The following is a 14741-nucleotide window of genomic DNA, read 5'->3' as shown; positions in this document are numbered from 1 at the left end:
CTCCCGGCTCTCGTCCCGGCGCGGTGCCGGATACGCAGGCTCGACGCCAGTGAGTATCGGACGGCCGTACGCCCAAAGGGCAGTACTGAGCGAAGAGTTCCACCGGTGGTCCCCGGCCATTTCCTCGCCGTTCCCGAGGTGCCGGGGCGGTTGCGGCGGTGCCCGTGGGGGCGCGGGGCGGATGCGCGCGCCGGGTGAACGGGCGGGGGCGCACCGGCCGTCGGCCCACGACGCATTCGGAATGTTTACCCGTCGGCGACCGCCGCCATAACCCGCACCCGGGCACTCTTTTGAGTGAATGCAACGGCCCAAAGTCCGCTGATAGCTTGGCAGTTGCTCGATCGGAATTTCTCTTCAAGGTCCGTACAGGGTTGGGTGAGCATTCACGATGACGACGTCCGTTGAACCGGGTTCCGGTACCGACATTTCGCAGCCGCAGTTGAGCCTCGGCACGGCGGCCGCGCGGAACCTGGCGACGACGACCAAATCCGTTCCGCAAATGCAGGGGCTCACCTCGCGGTGGCTGCTGCGCATGCTGCCGTGGGTGCAGGTTCCGGGTGGTTCCTACCGGGTGAACCGCCGGGCGTCCCATACGCTCGGGGACGGCCGGGTGGAGTTCACCACCACCGGATCACAGGTGCGGGTCATCCCGGTCGAGCTGCGCGAGCTGCCGCTGCTGCGCCGGTTCGAGGACGCGGCGGTGCTCGAAGCCCTGGCGGACCGCTTCACCCAGCGGGAGTTCGCGCCCGGCGATGTGCTGGTGGAGGCCGGGCGCCCGGCCGATGAGCTCCTTCTCATCGCCCATGGCAAGGTCGAGAAATTGACCGAGGGCGCGTTCGACGAGCCGTCCGTGGTCGGCTTGGCCGCCGGTGGCGACCACATCGGGGAGCCGGAGCTGACCGCCGCCGAGGCGGGCACCTGGGGCATCACCGTGAAGGCCGTGACGTCCTGCACGGTGCTGGCCCTGCCCCGGCAGGAGTTCGAGGAGCAGCTGGACCGCTCACCCGAGCTGCGCGCGCATGTGGAGGCGGTGCGCTCGGCGCCGGAGACCGAGCGGAACGAGCACGGGGAGGCGGCCATCGCCCTGGCCTCGGGCCACTCCGGCGAGCCGGTCCTGCCGGGCACCTTCGCGGAGTACGAACTGACGCCGCGGGAGTACGAGCTGAGCGTGGCCCAGACCGTGCTGCGCGTCCACACCCGCGTCGCCGATCTCTACAACGAACCCATGAACCAGGTCGAGCAGCAGCTCCGCCTCACCATCGAGGCCCTGCGCGAACGCCAGGAGCACGAGCTCATCAACAACCCCGAGATCGGCCTGCTGCACAACGCCGACCTGTCCCAGCGCATCCACACCCGCAGCGGCCCGCCCACCCCGGACGACCTCGACGCGCTGCTGGCCACCGTCTGGAAGGACCCGGGGCTGATCCTGGCGCATCCGCGCGCCATCGCGGCGATCGGCCGGCAGTTCAACAGCCATGGCATCTCCCCGCAGCCCACGGAGGTGAACGGGCACGCGCTGCCGGCCTGGCGGGGCGTGCCCATCCTCCCGTGCAACAAGATTCCGGTCTCCGGGAGCGGGGTGAGCTCCATTCTCGTTCTGCGCACCGGGGAGGAGAACCAGGGGGTCATCGGACTGCACCGCACCGGAATTCCCGACGAATACCAGCCGAGCCTCTCGGTGCGGTTCATGGGAATCAGCGAGCAGGCCATCATCTCGTATCTCGTCAGCGCCTACTATTCCGCGGCCGTGCTCGTCCCGGACGCGCTCGGAATTCTGGAGGACGTGGAAGTCGGGCTCTGAATCGGCCCGACGGGCCCTGACGTCCACCCGACCGGGCCTGTGGCCTTCGCATACCTTCCCGAAGATCTACCGAAATGGGTGATGAGCACTTATGACCACCTCCGTGGAGTCCGGTGAGCAGCCGCTGAGTCTGGGCACGGCCGCCGCACGGAATCTGGCGACCACCACCAAGTCCGTTCCGCAGATGCAGGCCATCTCCTCCCGGTGGCTGCTGCGCGTCCTCCCCTGGGTCCAGGTGTCGGCCGGTACGTACCGGGTGAACCGCCGGCTGACCTACACGGTCGGGGACGGGCGGGTGGAGTTCATCACCACCGGATCACAGGTGCGGGTCATCCCGCCGGAGCTGGGCGAGCTGCCGACGCTGCGCGGCTTCGGGGTCACCTCCGCGCTGGAGGCGCTGGCCGACGGCTGTGTGCAGCGCGAGTACGCGCCGGGGGATGTGCTGGTGGAGGCGGGCCGCCCGGCCGACCAGGTGTTCCTGATCGCCCATGGCAAGGTCCGCCAGATCGCCCCCGGAGCGTATGACGAGGGCAGCACGCTGGCGGTGCTGGCCGACGGGGAGTACTTCGGCGACGCGGTCCTGACCGGTCCGGAGCACACCTGGGAGTTCACCGCCCGGGCCGTCACCCGGACCACGGTGCTCACCCTCCCCCGCCGCGTCGTCCAGGAGGCCGCCGAGCGCTCCGCGTCGCTGCGCGACCATCTCCAGGGGCTCGCCGAGCGGACCGTGCCCGCTCAGAACCGGCGCGGTGAGGCCGATATCGCCATCGCGTCCGGCCACTCGGGGGGGCCTGCCCTGCCGGGCACCTTCGTGGACTACGAACTGGAGCCCCGGGAGTACGAGCTGAGCGTGGCCCAGACCGTGCTGCGCGTCCACACCCGCGTCGCCGACCTCTACAACGAACCCATGAACCAGGTCGAGCAGCAGCTCCGACTCACCATCGAGGCCCTGCGCGAACGCCAGGAGCACGAGCTCGTCAACAACCGGGAATTCGGGCTGCTGCACAACGCGGACCTGTCCCAGCGCATCCACACCCGCAGCGGCCCGCCCACCCCCGACGACCTCGACGAGCTGCTGGCCCGGCGCCGCAAGACCCAGTATCTGCTGGCGCATCCGCGCACCATCGCCGCCTTCGGGCGGGAGTGCAACAACCGTGGTCTGTATCCGCAGGGCGTCGAGGTGGCCGGGACCGCGGTGCGGGCGTGGCGCGGAGTTCCGCTGCTGCCCTGCAACAAGATCCCGATCAGCGAGTCCGGCACCAGCTCGATCCTGGCGATGCGCACCGGGGAGGAGAGTCAGGGGGTCATCGGACTGCATCAGGCCGGTATCCCGGATGAGTACGAGCCCAGTCTGAACGTCCGGTTCATGGGCATCAGCGAGCAGGCCGTGACGTCCTATCTGGTCTCCGCCTACTACTCGGCGGCGATTCTGGTGCCCGATGCGGTCGGTGTGCTGGAGGACGTCGAGATCGGCCGCTGAGCCCGGCCGTCAGAGACCGGTCGCCGCGGGCGTGGATCAGGGACGGACGCTGCTGACCACGTCCGCGGTGGCTGCCAGCCCCTCGGAGATGGTGGGCGCCACGCTGCTGCTCGCCAGGTAGAAGCCGAGCGTCACACAGACCAGCGCATGCGAGATGCGCAGTCCGCCGCTGCGGAGAAACACCACGGTGAGGATCAGAAGCAGCAGGACCACGGAGATGGAAATGGCCATGGGGAGCCTCCTCGGCCACTACGGAGCATCGGAATCCGGCCGTCAGTGTGGCCCAGAATCGCCCCTGGACCGCCGTCACCTGGTGCTCCATACGGGTGCCGATCTGCTGTTCGGTTACTCCCCGGCGGTCGCCCCCGCGCAGTGAGCGGGCGTGGCGAGTCCGCTCAGGCGTCGGCGCGGATCAGCTCGGCGGCCATCTCGCCGATCATGACGCAGGTCGCGTTGGTGTTGGCCGAGACGATCGACGGCATGATCGATCCATCGGCGATCCGCAGCCCCTCGACGCCCCGGACGCGCAGCCGGGGATCCACCACCGATTGCTCGTCCCCGCCCATCCGGCAGGTGCCGACATGGTGGAAGTAGGTGCCGGTGTTCTCGCGGACGAAGTCGGCCAGTCCGTCCCGGCCGCTCACCCCGGGGCCGGGCAGCAGTTCGCGCGGCCGCCACTCCTCGAACGCGTCGGTGGCGGCCAGCGACCGGGCCAGTTCGACGCCTTGGACCAGGGTGGCGAGGTCCCTTCCGTCGCTGAGATACCCGGGGTCGATCAGCGGTCGGTCCTCGGGGTCCGCGCCGGAGAGCCGGACCGTGCCCCGGCTGTGGGGCTGCATCGCGGCGGCCGTCAGGGTGAAGCTGTTCGGCGGGAACGGCAGCAGCCTCGGGTGGAACGGGATGTGAAAGAGGAACACCTCCAGGTCGGGGCGGGGCAGCCCCGGGGCGGTCCGGGTGAACAGGGCCGCCTCGGCGGTGGTCAGCGGGGGCGGCGGCAGCGGGATGCCCGCCTCGTGGACCAGCCCGACCAGGGGGTGGTCCTGGAGATTGGCCCCCACCTCGGGGGCGTCCACCAGCACCGGGACGCCCACTTCGCGCAGATGCCCGGCCGGGCCGATTCCGGAGAGCATCAGCAGCTTGGGCGAGTCCACCGAACCCGCGCACACGATGACCTCCCGCGTCGCACGCACCCGACGTGCCACACCGCCGGAGCCCGCGTATTCGACGCCGACGCAGCGGGCGCCCTCGAAGAGCAGCCGGTGTGCCCGGGCCTCGGTGCGCACGGTGAGGTTGGCGCGGTCCATCGCCGGGTCGAGATAGGCGACCGCCGTGCTCTGGCGGCGCCCCTCGTGAACGGTCCACTCATGGCGCCCGGCGCCGTCGCTCTCCGCGCCGTTGAAGTCGTCGTTGTAGGGGTGGCCGAGTTCCTTGGCGGCGTCGAGGAAGGCGGTGCTCAGCGGGTTGGGCGTCTCGGCCCGGCTGAGCCGCAGCGGGCCGTCGGTGCCCCGGAAGCGCGGGTCACGGCCCTCGGCGTGCTCGAGGGCGCGGAAGGTCTCCAGCACCGAGGCGGCGTCCCAGCCGGTGCAGCCGTCGGCGGCCCAGGAGTCGAAGGTGCCGAGGTGGCCGCGGACATAGGTCATCACATTGATGCTGCTGGAGCCGCCGAGCACCTTGCCGCGCGCGGCGGCCTGCGGATGCCCGGCCAGGCCCGGCTGCGGGACGGTGGTGTAGCCCCAGTCGTGCTCACCGCCGATGAGGGTGAACCACGCGGTGGGGTCGTGGATCTGCGCGGCCGCGTCGTCCTTCCCGGCCTCCAGCAGCAGCACCCGTACGTCCGGGGCCTCCGTCAGCCGGGCCGCCACCACGGCGCCCGCCGAGCCCGCCCCCACCACGATGTAGTCGTAGTCGCTCATCATGTGCCCCCGTTCCGGACCCACCCGATGTGCCGCACAGCTGTTCGGCACTCTAGTGGCGTGATCGCGGAGCGGGGGCGGGTTCGCGGGATCCGGCCGGTCAGCCGGTGGGGCCGCCGACCGGTCAGCCGGTGGGGGCCGGCAGATCCACCAGCGCGGCGAGCGCCTGCCGGTGGCGGCCGGGGGTGCCCAGTGCGATCTCGTCGCTCTTGGCCCGCTTGAGATACAGATGCGCCGGATGCTCCCAGGTCATACCGATGCCGCCGTGCAGCTGGACGCACTCCTCGGCCGCGCGCACCGCCACCTCGGCGCAGTGCGCCTGGGCCACGGCCACCGCGACCGGTGTGTCCGGACTGTCCGTGGCCAGTGCGTCGGCGGCGCACCGCGCGGTGGCGCGCGCCGAGACCAGCTCCAGCCACAGCGCGGCCATACGGTGCTTGAGCGCCTGGAACGAGCCGATGGGGCGCCCGAACTGATGGCGCTCCTTGGTGTGGCGGACGGTCTCGGTCAGACACCATTCGGCCACGCCCAGCTGTTCGGAGGCGAGCAGCCCGGCCCCGGTCAGCAGCGCCCGCCCGATGGCCGCCTCGGCCCGGTCGGGCCCGGCCAGCCGGTGGGCCGGGGCACCGGTGAGGGTCACCGCGGCGAGCGGGCGGGTGAGGTCGAGCGAGGTGAGGGGTTCGACGGTGACGCTGGTCTCGGCGGTCTCCACGGCGTACAGCCCCTGGCCGTCCGCACCGGTGGCGGGGACGAGCAGCACATCGGCGCCCGCCGCGCCCGCGACTCCGGAGACCTGGCCGCTCAGAGTAGCGTCCCCCTCGGCCCGTACGGTCACGGCGGGCGCGCCGGACCCGCCGCCGGGCACCACGGCCACCGTGGACAGCGGCACCGCGAGGGCGCCGACCGTACGGCCCTCGGCGACCGCGCCGAGCAGCCGGGCCACGGCCTCCTGGTCGGTGTCACAGCCGAGCAGGGCGGCGGCGGCGAGGACGGCGCTGGTGAGGTACGGCACGGGGGCGACGGCGCGGCCGAGCTCCTCCATCACCACCGCCGCCTCCCGCGCGGTGGCGCCCTGGCCGCCCAGCTTGTCCGGCACCAGCAGCCCCGCGGTGCCCATCTCGGCGCCCAGCGCGCGCCACAGCGCCACGTCGTACGCCCGGCCGCTCTCGGCCTCGGAGATCACCGTGGCGGGCGGGCAGCGGTCGGTGAGCAGCGACCGTACGGCCGCGCGCAGATCGTCCTCCGCCTCGGAGTAGAGCAGGTCGGCGGTGCTCATCGGGGCAGGTCCTTCCACGGGACGTCCTTGTCGGTCCGCGGCTCGGGCGGCAGGCCCAGGACGCGTTCGGCGATGATGTTGAGCAGCACCTCCGAGGTGCCGCCCTCGATGGAGTTGCCCTTGGCGCGCAGATAGCGGTAACCGGCCTCGCGCCCGGTGAAGTCCACGAGTTCGGGGCGGCGCAGCGTCCAGTCGTCGTAGAGCAGCCCCTCCTCCCCCAGCAGCTCGACCTCCAGTGCGCTGATCCGCTGGTTGAGGCGGGCGAAGGCGAGCTTCATGGCCGAGCCCTCGGGACCGGGCTGGCCGACCGCGAGCTGCTGGCGCAGCCGCTCCCCCGCGAGCCGGGCCGCCTCGGACTCCGTCCACAGCCGCAGCAGCCGCTGGTGGAGGTCGTGGGTGCGCAGTTCGGGCCGCTCCCGCCAGGTGTCGGCGACCAGGCCGATCATGCCGCCCTCGCGGGGGACGCGGCCGCCGCCGATGGCGACCCGCTCGTTCATCAGGGTGGTCTGGGCGACTCGCCAGCCCTCGCCGATCTCGCCGAGCCGCCGGCTGTCGGGGATCCGCACACCGGTGAGGAAGACCTCGTTGAACTCCGCCTCGCCGGTGATCTGGCGCAGTGGCCGGACCTCGACGCCGGGGTCGGTCATATCGCAGATGAAGTAGCTGATGCCGCGGTGTTTGGGCTGGTCGGGGTCGGTGCGGGCGATGAGGATGGCCCAGCGGGCGAGATGGGCGCTGGAGGTCCAGACCTTCTGTCCGTCGACCACCCAGTCGTCGCCGTCGCGCACCGCCCGGGTGGCGAGGGCCGCGAGGTCGGATCCGGCGCCGGGCTCGCTGAACAGCTGGCACCACACCTCCTCGCCGGTCCACAGCGGGCGCAGCAGCCGCTTCCGCTGCTCGTCGGTGCCGAAGCCGAGGATGGTGGGGGCGGCCATGCCGAGGCCGATGCCGATGCGTCGGGGGTCGTTGTCGGGCGCCCCCGCGGCCTCCAGCTCGGCGTCGACGACGGCCTGGAGGGAGCGCGGGGCGTCCAGGCCGCCGAGTCCGGCCGGGTAGTGCACCCACGCGAGCCCGGCATCGAAGCGGGCGCGCAGGAAGTCCACCCGGTCGGTGGTGGCGGGCGGATGGGCGTCCAGGAGTTCACGGACGCGGCGGCGCAGCTCGTCGGCGTCCACGGCGGGGCGGTGCCGGGTGGTGCTCATCGGTCCCCTCCGGCGGCCTGCCCGGGGACGACGACCACGCGGCCGGTGGTCACGCCGTCGGCGACGCGCTGGACGGCGTCGGCCGCGTCCTCCAGCGGTACGCGCTCGCTGACCAGCGGTTTGACGGTGCCCTGTGCGGCGAGCTTGGTCAACTCCTCGTGGCAGGCGCGGATCGCGGCCGGGTCGTGGGTGTTGTAAAGGCCCCAGTGGAGGCCGAGGATGGCGTAGTTCTTGACCAGGGCGTGGTTGAGGGCGGCCTGGGGGACGACGCCGCTGGCGAAGCCGACGACCACGATGCGGCCCTCGAAGGCGACGCATTTGACGGACTTGACGAAGGCGTCGCCGCCGACCGGGTCGTAGACGACGTCCGCGCCGCGTCCGCCGGTGGCCTCCTTGACGGCCGCCACGATGTCGTCGGCGCGCCGGTCCAGGACGAGGTCGCAGCCGAGCTCGCGGGCGACCCGCGCCTTGTCCTCGCCACCGACGACGCCGATCACGGTGGCCCCCGCCGCCTTGCCGAGCTGGACGGCGGCGCTGCCGACCCCGCCGGCGGCGGCGTGCACCAGGAGCGTCTCGCCGGACTGGATGCGCGCCCTGCGGTGCAGGCCGAACCAGCCGGTCTGGTAGCCGATGTGCAGCGCCGCGGCCTCGGCGTCGTCCAGGGCGTCGGGCGCGGGCAGCGCGGCCGACGCCTCCACGGGCACCAGCTCGGCGAAGCCGCCCGCGGGGAGCGTGGGCGTGGCCAGGACGCGGGAGCCCACCACGCCCTCGGCGCCCTCGCCGACGGCGACGACCTCGCCGCACACCTCGACGCCGGGGGTGAACGGCAGGGGCGGCCGCACCTGGTACTGGCCGCGGCACAGCAGGGCGTCGGGGAAGTTGACGTTGACGGCCCGGACCCGCAGCAGCAGCTGTCCCGGTCCCGCCTGGGGGTCCGGCACCTCGTCGAGGCGCATGACCTCACCGGGCTCGCCATTGTCGTGCACTCGCCATGTCTGCATCCGGTGGCCTCCACAAACGGATCGTCGGAACGCGGTACCGCGCCGGGTCGAACATACTAACCAGTCGGTACGAGGAGCGGAACCGCCACCACCGTCAGCCATCCTGACCTGCCCACCCGGCGGCGGATGAACTCTTGTGCAACTCTGGAGGCGCCCTTGAGCCCGGCGCGTCGGCAGTTAAGAGTGGACGGCGACATATCGGTTCGTTTCCCGGCGAGCCGTTCCCGGAACGTGACGGGAGATGACGACTGTGCCCGACGACAAGGCGATCAGCGAGGTCGAGATGGAGGCCAGGCTGCACGGCATCTGTTTCAAGACCGGGCCGCCGCGCCGCATCGGAGTCGAACTCGAATGGCTCATGTACGACCCGCACGACCCCGCACGACCCATCGAGGCGGCCCGGCTCGAAGCCGCGGTCACCGCCCTGCGCGGACTGCCACTGCGGTCCGCCATCACCTTCGAACCCGGCGGTCAGGTGGAGCTCAGCTCCCTCCCGGCCGACTCCCTCACCGCGTGTGTGGAGTCCGCGACCGCCGATCTGGTCCTCGTACGTTCCGTACTCACCGGCCTCGGCCTCGGGCTCGCCGGCCACGGACACGACCCCTGGCGCCCGCCGAGACGCTTCCTCACCACGCCCCGGTACGACTGCATGGAGACCTACTTCGACCGCCGGGGTCCGGCCGGGCGCTCCATGATGTGCAACACCGCCTCCGTGCAGGTCTGTGTGGACGCCGGGCACGAGGAGCCCGGACCGCTCGGCATGGCACGGCGCTGGCGGCTCGCCCATCTGCTGGGCGCGGTGCTCACCGCCGCGTTCGCCAACTCGCCGCTGCGCCAAGGCCGCCCCACGGGCTACCGCTCCACCCGGCAGGCGCTGTGGACGGCGATGGAACCCGGGCGCACCCACGCCCCGGCCGACGGCCGGGATCCCCGCACGGCCTGGGCCCACTACGTACTGGACGCGCCCGTGATGGCCATCCGGGACGAGAAGGCGCCCTGGACGGTGCCGTCCGGGGTGACCTTCCGCCGGTGGGCCCGGACGGGGCTGCCCCGGCCGCCCACCCACGACGACCTCGACTTCCACATCTCCACGCTCTTTCCCCCCGTCCGCCCGCGCGGCCATCTGGAACTGCGCATGATCGACGCGCAGAGCGGTGAGGACGGCTGGATCGTCCCCCTTGCCGTCACGGTCGCGCTCTTCGACGATCCCGAGGCTGCTGAAACGGTTTACCGGGTGGTGAAGCCGCTCGCCGAGACGGCGGGCGCACGGCCCGCACCGGGCAATCCGCTGTGGCGGGCCGCGGCCCGTCACGGTCTGGCCGACCCCGAGCTGCGGACCGCCGCCGTCAGCTGCTTCACCACGGCGCTGGACGCGCTGCCGCGCATCGGCGCCTCCCCCGCCGTCACCGCCGCCGTCGCCGCCTTCACCGACCGCTATGTGGTCCGCGGCCGATGTCCCGCCGACGATTTGCTCGCTCCCCTCACCGGTAAGGAGGGACGGTCATGACCGCCCCCGATTCCGATCTCACCATCGATCCCGAGGCGCTGCGCCGGCGCGCCGAGAAGGCGCTGCGCACCGCGCGCGACCGCACCCACACCCTGACCACCTGCGTGGACGAGCCCGACCTCACCGCCCAGCACTCCCCTTTGATGTCCCCGCTGGTGTGGGATCTGGCGCACATCGGCAACCAGGAGGAGCAGTGGCTGCTGCGCGCGGTCGGCGGACGTGACGCCCTGCGCCCCGAGATCGACTCGATATACGACGCCTTCGAGCATCCGCGCGCCGAGCGGCCCACCCTGCCGCTGCTGGCACCCGCCGAGGCCCGCGGCTATGTCCACGAGGTGCGCGGCCGGGTGCTGGACATCCTGGAGCGGATCGAACTGCGCGGCGCCCCGCTGGTCGACGCGGGCTTCGCCTTCGGCATGATCGCGCAGCATGAGCAGCAGCACGACGAGACGATGCTCATCACCCATCAGCTGCGCCGCGGACCCGCCGCGCTCACCGCCCCGCCGCCGCCCGACGCGGCGGACGGCGAGGCGCTGCCGGAGGAGGTGCTGGTCCCGGGCGGCCCGTTCACCATGGGCACCTCGGCCGAGCCCTGGGCCCTGGACAACGAGCGGCCCGCGCACCACCGGCTGGTCCCGGCCTTCCACATCGACACCACTCCGGTGACCAACGGCGCGTACGAGCGGTTCATCGCGGACGGCGGCTACACCGAGCGGCGCTGGTGGACGGCCGACGGCTGGGCGTACATCCAGGAGCACGGCCTCGCCGCCCCGCTGTTCTGGCGCCGCGAGGGCGGGCAGTGGCTGCGGCGGCGGTTCGGGGTGACGGAGCCGGTGCCGCCGGAGGAGCCGGTGGTGCATGTGAGCTGGTACGAGGCGGACGCCTACGCCCGCTGGGCGGGGCGGCGGCTGCCGACCGAGGAGGAGTGGGAGAAGGCCGCCCGCCACGACCCGGAGAGCGGCCGGTCCCGGCGCTATCCGTGGGGCGACGAGGATCCCACGCCCGACCACGCCAACCTGGGCCAGCGCCATCTGCGGCCCGCGGCGGCCGGAAGCTATCCGCGGGGCGCCTCCCCGCTGGGGGTGCGGCAGCTGATCGGCGATGTGTGGGAGTGGACCTCGAGCGACTTCCTGCCCTATCCGGGGTTCCGCGCCTTCCCGTACCGGGAGTACTCGGAAGTGTTCTTCGGCCCGGCGCACAAGGTGCTGCGCGGCGGTTCCTTCGCGGTGGACGAGGTCGCCTGCCGGGGCACGTTCCGCAACTGGGACCTGCCGGTCCGCCGCCAGATCTTCTCCGGCTTCCGCACCGCGCGGGACGCGTCCTGATGTGCCGCCACCTGGCCTACCTCGGGCCGCGGACCTCCATCGGCGAGGTGGTCGTGGCGCCCGCGGACAGCCTGTTCCGGCAGTCGTGGGCGCCGCGGCGGCAGGCGCACGGCACGGTCAACGCCGACGGGTTCGGCGTCGGCTGGTACGCCTCGGACGACCCGGTGCCCGCGCGCTACCGCCGCGCCGGCCCGATCTGGGGCGATCTGTCGTTCGCCGACCTGGCCCGCGTGGTGCGCACGGGGGCGCTGATGGCCGCCGTAAGGGACGCCACCGAGGCGAGCGCGGACGGCGAGGCGGGCGCCTCGCCGTTCGCCTCCGGGACCTGGCTGTTCAGCCACAACGGGGCGCTCCGCGACTGGCCGCACACGGTCGCGGACCTCGCCGCCACACTGCCACCGGCGGATCTGCTCGGCCTGGAGGCGCGCTGCGACTCGGCGTTCGTCTGGGCGCTGGTGCTGCACCGGCTGCGGCTGGGCCACGCGCCGCCGGAGGCGCTGGCCGAGACCGCCCGGCAGCTCGCCGCCGCCTCCCCCGGCTCACGGCTCAATCTGCTGCTCATGGACGGCGAGACCATCGCCGCCACCGCCTGGGGCGACACGCTGTGGTACCTGGCCGATCCGGACCGGGGCGTGGTGGTGGCCTCCGAGCCGTACGACCAGGACCCCGGCTGGACCGAGGTCCCCGACCGCACCCTGCTCACCGCCACCCGCACCGATGTACTGCTCACCGCACTCAAGGAGGCTTCCCGTTGAGCCCCTTCACCGTCACCCGAACCCTGCCCGCCGACGCCACCGCGGCCGCGCTGCGCGCCGATGTGGCCGACGGGCTGACCAGCACCCCCAAACAGCTTCCGCCCAAGTGGTTCTACGACGCCCGGGGAAGCGCGCTCTTCGAGGAGATCACCCGGCTGCCCGAGTACTACCCGACCCGGGCCGAGCGGGAGATCCTCGTCGCCCGCGCGGCGGAGATCGCCGACGCCACCGGGGCCCGCACCCTCGTCGAACTGGGCTCCGGCTCCTCCGAGAAGACCCACCACCTGATCCGGGCGCTGCCGGATCTGCGCGTCTACGTCCCCGTCGACGTGAGCGAGAGCGCGCTGGAACTCGCCGGGGAGGCCCTGCTGGCCGAGCATCCACGGCTGATGGTGCACGCGCTGGTGGCCGACTTCATGAACGGGCTCGCGCTGCCCGACGACACCCCGGGGCCGAGGCTGCTGGCCTTCCTCGGGGGCACCATCGGCAATCTGCTGCCCGCGGAGCGGGCGGCCTTCTTCGCCTCGGTGAGCGAGCTGCTCGCGCCCGGCGACGCGCTGCTGCTCGGCACCGACCTGGTCAAGGACGAGGCCACGCTCGTCTCCGCCTACGACGACGTCCAAGGGGTCACCGCGGCGTTCAACAAGAACGTGCTGACGGTGCTCGACCGCGAGCTGGGCGCCGACTTCGACCCCTCCGACTTCGACCATGTGGCGGTGTGGAACGCCGAGGAGGAGTGGATGGAGATGCGGCTGAGGGCCCGTAAGGAGCTCACCGCGAAGATCCCCGCCATGGATCTCGCGGTGCACTTCGCGGCCGGGGAGGAGGTCCGCACCGAGGTGTCCGCCAAGTTCCGGGAGGAGAAGGTGCGGGACGAACTGGCCGCCGCGGGGATGGAGTCGCGGCGCTGGTGGACCGACGCGGAGGGCCGCTTCGCGGTGTCGCTCGCCGTGCGCCGGTAACTCCTCGACAGAGCACGGCACGCCGCCGCCCGGGACCATCGGTCGCGGGCGGCGGCCGCGCGGGGTGCGCGCGGCCACCATCCATGCGCTGGGCGTGGGCCGGTCACCCTGTGTCCCGCCCGAACCACCCATTGAATTCATGTGATGCACATCACATAAGCGGAAGAGGGCCGCAGCACAGCGCGCTGTGGCCCTCTTTCCAGGTGAACTCCCTCTTGTTTGGCCCAAATCGGCCCCCTTATCTTTGGCCCGCCCGGCAGCTCGCCGCACCCGGCAGCACGAGAAGGAGCCGTCCATGCCCTTACGGGGACGCCACCGCCGCTACAAGCCCAACCGCATCTCCCGTGCCTCACTGAGCGTCACGGCGGGCGGCGCCGGAATCGCCCTTCCACTCGTCGGCGCCGCGGGCGCGTCCGCGGCCTCGGGCGAAACCTGGGACAAGGTGGCCCAGTGCGAGTCCACCCACAACTGGGACATCAACACCGGCAACGGCTTCTACGGCGGGCTCCAGTTCACCCAGAGCACATGGGAGGCTTACGGCGGCACGGCGTACGCGGCACGGGCCGATCTGGCCACCAGGGACCAGCAGATCGCGATCGCGGAGAAGGTGCTCGACGGCCAGGGCCCCGGCGCGTGGCCGGTGTGCTCGGACAAGGCGGGTCTGACGCGGGACGACGCGGCGCCGCGGCAGAGTGCCCAGAAGACCGTCAGGACGGCCGCCGCCCCGGTCAAACAGACCCATCGGCCGGAGAAGGCCCAGCAGGCGGCGAGCAAGCCCACGCCCACCAGCCTCCCGGGGCGCGCCTCCACGAAGTCCGGCCGCTATGTGGTCGTCAGCGGCGACTCGCTGTCCCGTATCGCCGACACCCACGACGTCAACGGCGGCTGGAAGGCGCTCTACGAGACCAACCGCGAGACGATCGGCGGCGATCCCGATCTGATCTACCCCGGCCAGAAGCTCTCCCTCAAGGGCGGTAAGGCCACCGCCAAGCCCAAGGCGGAACCCGAGCCCCATCACAAGGCCAAGGCGAAGCCGAAGCCGAAGCCCGCGCCGCACCCGAAGGCCGAGAAGCACACCAGCCGGGAGCGGGCCACCAAGCCCGTGGTCGCCTCGGGCTTCACCGCCCCCGTCAGCGGCGTCAGCCCGAGCACCGCCTACCGGGCGGCCGGCTCCAGCTGGTCGAGCGGCTACCACACGGGCGTGGACTTCCCCGTGGGCATCGGCACCTCCGTGAAGGCCGTGGGTTCGGGCCATGTGGTCTCGGCCAGCTGGGGCGACGCGTACGGCTATCAGGTGGTCATCCGGCATCCGGACGGCAAGTACAGCCAGTACGCCCATCTCTCGCAGCTGTCGGTGCGGGCCGGGCAGAACGTCAACGGAGGCCAGCAGATCGGCCGTTCCGGCTCGACGGGCAATGCCACCGGACCGCATCTCCACTTCGAGATCCGCACCGGCCCCGGCTACGGCTCGGACATCAATCCGCTCGCCTATCTGCGGTCACACGGCGTCAGCCTCTGA

12 protein-coding genes are annotated in these 14741 nt (G+C 72.2%); 7 read left to right on the top strand and 5 right to left on the bottom strand.

The window, feature by feature from the left end:
- Window positions 1-388 precede the first annotated feature (388 nt).
- The gene (locus tag ACJX2R_RS45375; protein ID WP_413104858.1) at window positions 389-1801 is read left to right on the top strand and encodes a family 2B encapsulin nanocompartment shell protein; all 1413 of its coding nucleotides are present in this window, start codon (window positions 389-391) and stop codon (window positions 1799-1801) included.
- A gap of 91 nt (window positions 1802-1892) precedes the next feature.
- A complete protein-coding gene (locus tag ACJX2R_RS45370) occupies window positions 1893-3281 on the top strand; it encodes a family 2B encapsulin nanocompartment shell protein (RefSeq protein WP_413104857.1) in 1389 nt (462 codons plus the stop codon).
- A 36-nt stretch (window positions 3282-3317) separates the two neighbouring features.
- On the opposite strand, the gene ACJX2R_RS45365 is transcribed toward ACJX2R_RS45370, so the two are convergent.
- From ACJX2R_RS45365 to ACJX2R_RS45345, 5 genes are all read right to left on the bottom strand, one after another.
- Window positions 3318-3512 (bottom strand): hypothetical protein, encoded by a 195-nt coding sequence (locus tag ACJX2R_RS45365; RefSeq protein ID WP_020866016.1) that lies wholly within the window; start codon window positions 3510-3512, stop codon window positions 3318-3320.
- Window positions 3513-3676: 164 nt separating this feature from the next.
- Window positions 3677-5197 (bottom strand): GMC family oxidoreductase, encoded by a 1521-nt coding sequence (locus ACJX2R_RS45360; protein WP_413104856.1) that lies wholly within the window; start codon window positions 5195-5197, stop codon window positions 3677-3679.
- A gap of 121 nt (window positions 5198-5318) precedes the next feature.
- Window positions 5319-6470: an acyl-CoA dehydrogenase family protein gene (locus ACJX2R_RS45355; RefSeq protein ID WP_413104855.1), complete on the bottom strand. Its 1152-nt coding sequence runs from the start codon at window positions 6468-6470 to the stop codon at window positions 5319-5321.
- The gene (locus ACJX2R_RS45350; protein ID WP_413104854.1) at window positions 6467-7672 is read right to left on the bottom strand and encodes an acyl-CoA dehydrogenase family protein; all 1206 of its coding nucleotides are present in this window, start codon (window positions 7670-7672) and stop codon (window positions 6467-6469) included. Before ACJX2R_RS45350 ends, ACJX2R_RS45355 begins: the two co-directional genes overlap by 4 nt.
- A complete protein-coding gene (locus ACJX2R_RS45345) occupies window positions 7669-8673 on the bottom strand; it encodes an NADPH:quinone oxidoreductase family protein (protein ID WP_413104853.1) in 1005 nt (334 codons plus the stop codon). Before ACJX2R_RS45345 ends, ACJX2R_RS45350 begins: the two co-directional genes overlap by 4 nt.
- A gap of 241 nt (window positions 8674-8914) precedes the next feature.
- Between ACJX2R_RS45345 and egtA the strand changes: the two genes are divergently transcribed.
- From egtA to ACJX2R_RS45320, 5 genes are all read left to right on the top strand, one after another.
- Entirely contained in the window at window positions 8915-10180 is a 1266-nt protein-coding gene (gene egtA / locus ACJX2R_RS45340; protein WP_413104852.1) for an ergothioneine biosynthesis glutamate--cysteine ligase EgtA, read from the top strand.
- Window positions 10177-11505 (top strand): ergothioneine biosynthesis protein EgtB, encoded by a 1329-nt coding sequence (egtB, locus tag ACJX2R_RS45335; protein ID WP_413104851.1) that lies wholly within the window; start codon window positions 10177-10179, stop codon window positions 11503-11505. The genes egtA and egtB overlap by 4 nt, the downstream gene beginning before the upstream one ends.
- A complete protein-coding gene (gene egtC, locus ACJX2R_RS45330) occupies window positions 11505-12260 on the top strand; it encodes an ergothioneine biosynthesis protein EgtC (RefSeq protein ID WP_413104850.1) in 756 nt (251 codons plus the stop codon). The genes egtB and egtC overlap by 1 nt, the downstream gene beginning before the upstream one ends.
- Window positions 12257-13222, top strand: coding sequence for an L-histidine N(alpha)-methyltransferase (gene egtD / locus ACJX2R_RS45325; RefSeq protein WP_413104849.1), 966 nt, complete (start codon window positions 12257-12259; stop codon window positions 13220-13222). Before egtC ends, egtD begins: the two co-directional genes overlap by 4 nt.
- A gap of 295 nt (window positions 13223-13517) precedes the next feature.
- Window positions 13518-14741, top strand: coding sequence for a transglycosylase family protein (locus ACJX2R_RS45320; RefSeq protein WP_413104848.1), 1224 nt, complete (start codon window positions 13518-13520; stop codon window positions 14739-14741).

Source organism: Streptomyces sp. Inha503, from assembly GCF_047215865.1.
Classification (GTDB): Bacteria; Actinomycetota; Actinomycetes; order Streptomycetales; family Streptomycetaceae; genus Streptomyces; species Streptomyces lycopersici.
This window is presented reverse-complemented; position numbering and strand designations above follow the sequence as displayed.

Bases quoted from the DNA above. Each gene is read 5' to 3' on its own strand.
- ACJX2R_RS45375 (WP_413104858.1), top strand. From the start codon at position 389: ATGACGACGTCCGTTGAACCGGGTTCCGGTACCGACATTTCGCAGCCG.
- ACJX2R_RS45360 (WP_413104856.1), bottom strand. From the start codon at position 5,197: ATGATGAGCGACTACGACTACATCGTGGTGGGGGCGGGCTCGGCGGGC.
- ACJX2R_RS45320 (WP_413104848.1), top strand. From the start codon at position 13,518: ATGCCCTTACGGGGACGCCACCGCCGCTACAAGCCCAACCGCATCTCC.
- egtC (WP_413104850.1), top strand. From the start codon at position 11,505: ATGTGCCGCCACCTGGCCTACCTCGGGCCGCGGACCTCCATCGGCGAG.
- ACJX2R_RS45355 (WP_413104855.1), bottom strand. From the start codon at position 6,470: ATGAGCACCGCCGACCTGCTCTACTCCGAGGCGGAGGACGATCTGCGC.
- ACJX2R_RS45345 (WP_413104853.1), bottom strand. From the start codon at position 8,673: ATGCAGACATGGCGAGTGCACGACAATGGCGAGCCCGGTGAGGTCATG.
- egtA (WP_413104852.1), top strand. From the start codon at position 8,915: ATGACGACTGTGCCCGACGACAAGGCGATCAGCGAGGTCGAGATGGAG.
- ACJX2R_RS45370 (WP_413104857.1), top strand. From the start codon at position 1,893: ATGACCACCTCCGTGGAGTCCGGTGAGCAGCCGCTGAGTCTGGGCACG.
- ACJX2R_RS45350 (WP_413104854.1), bottom strand. From the start codon at position 7,672: ATGAGCACCACCCGGCACCGCCCCGCCGTGGACGCCGACGAGCTGCGC.
- egtB (WP_413104851.1), top strand. From the start codon at position 10,177: ATGACCGCCCCCGATTCCGATCTCACCATCGATCCCGAGGCGCTGCGC.
- ACJX2R_RS45365 (WP_020866016.1), bottom strand. From the start codon at position 3,512: ATGGCCATTTCCATCTCCGTGGTCCTGCTGCTTCTGATCCTCACCGTG.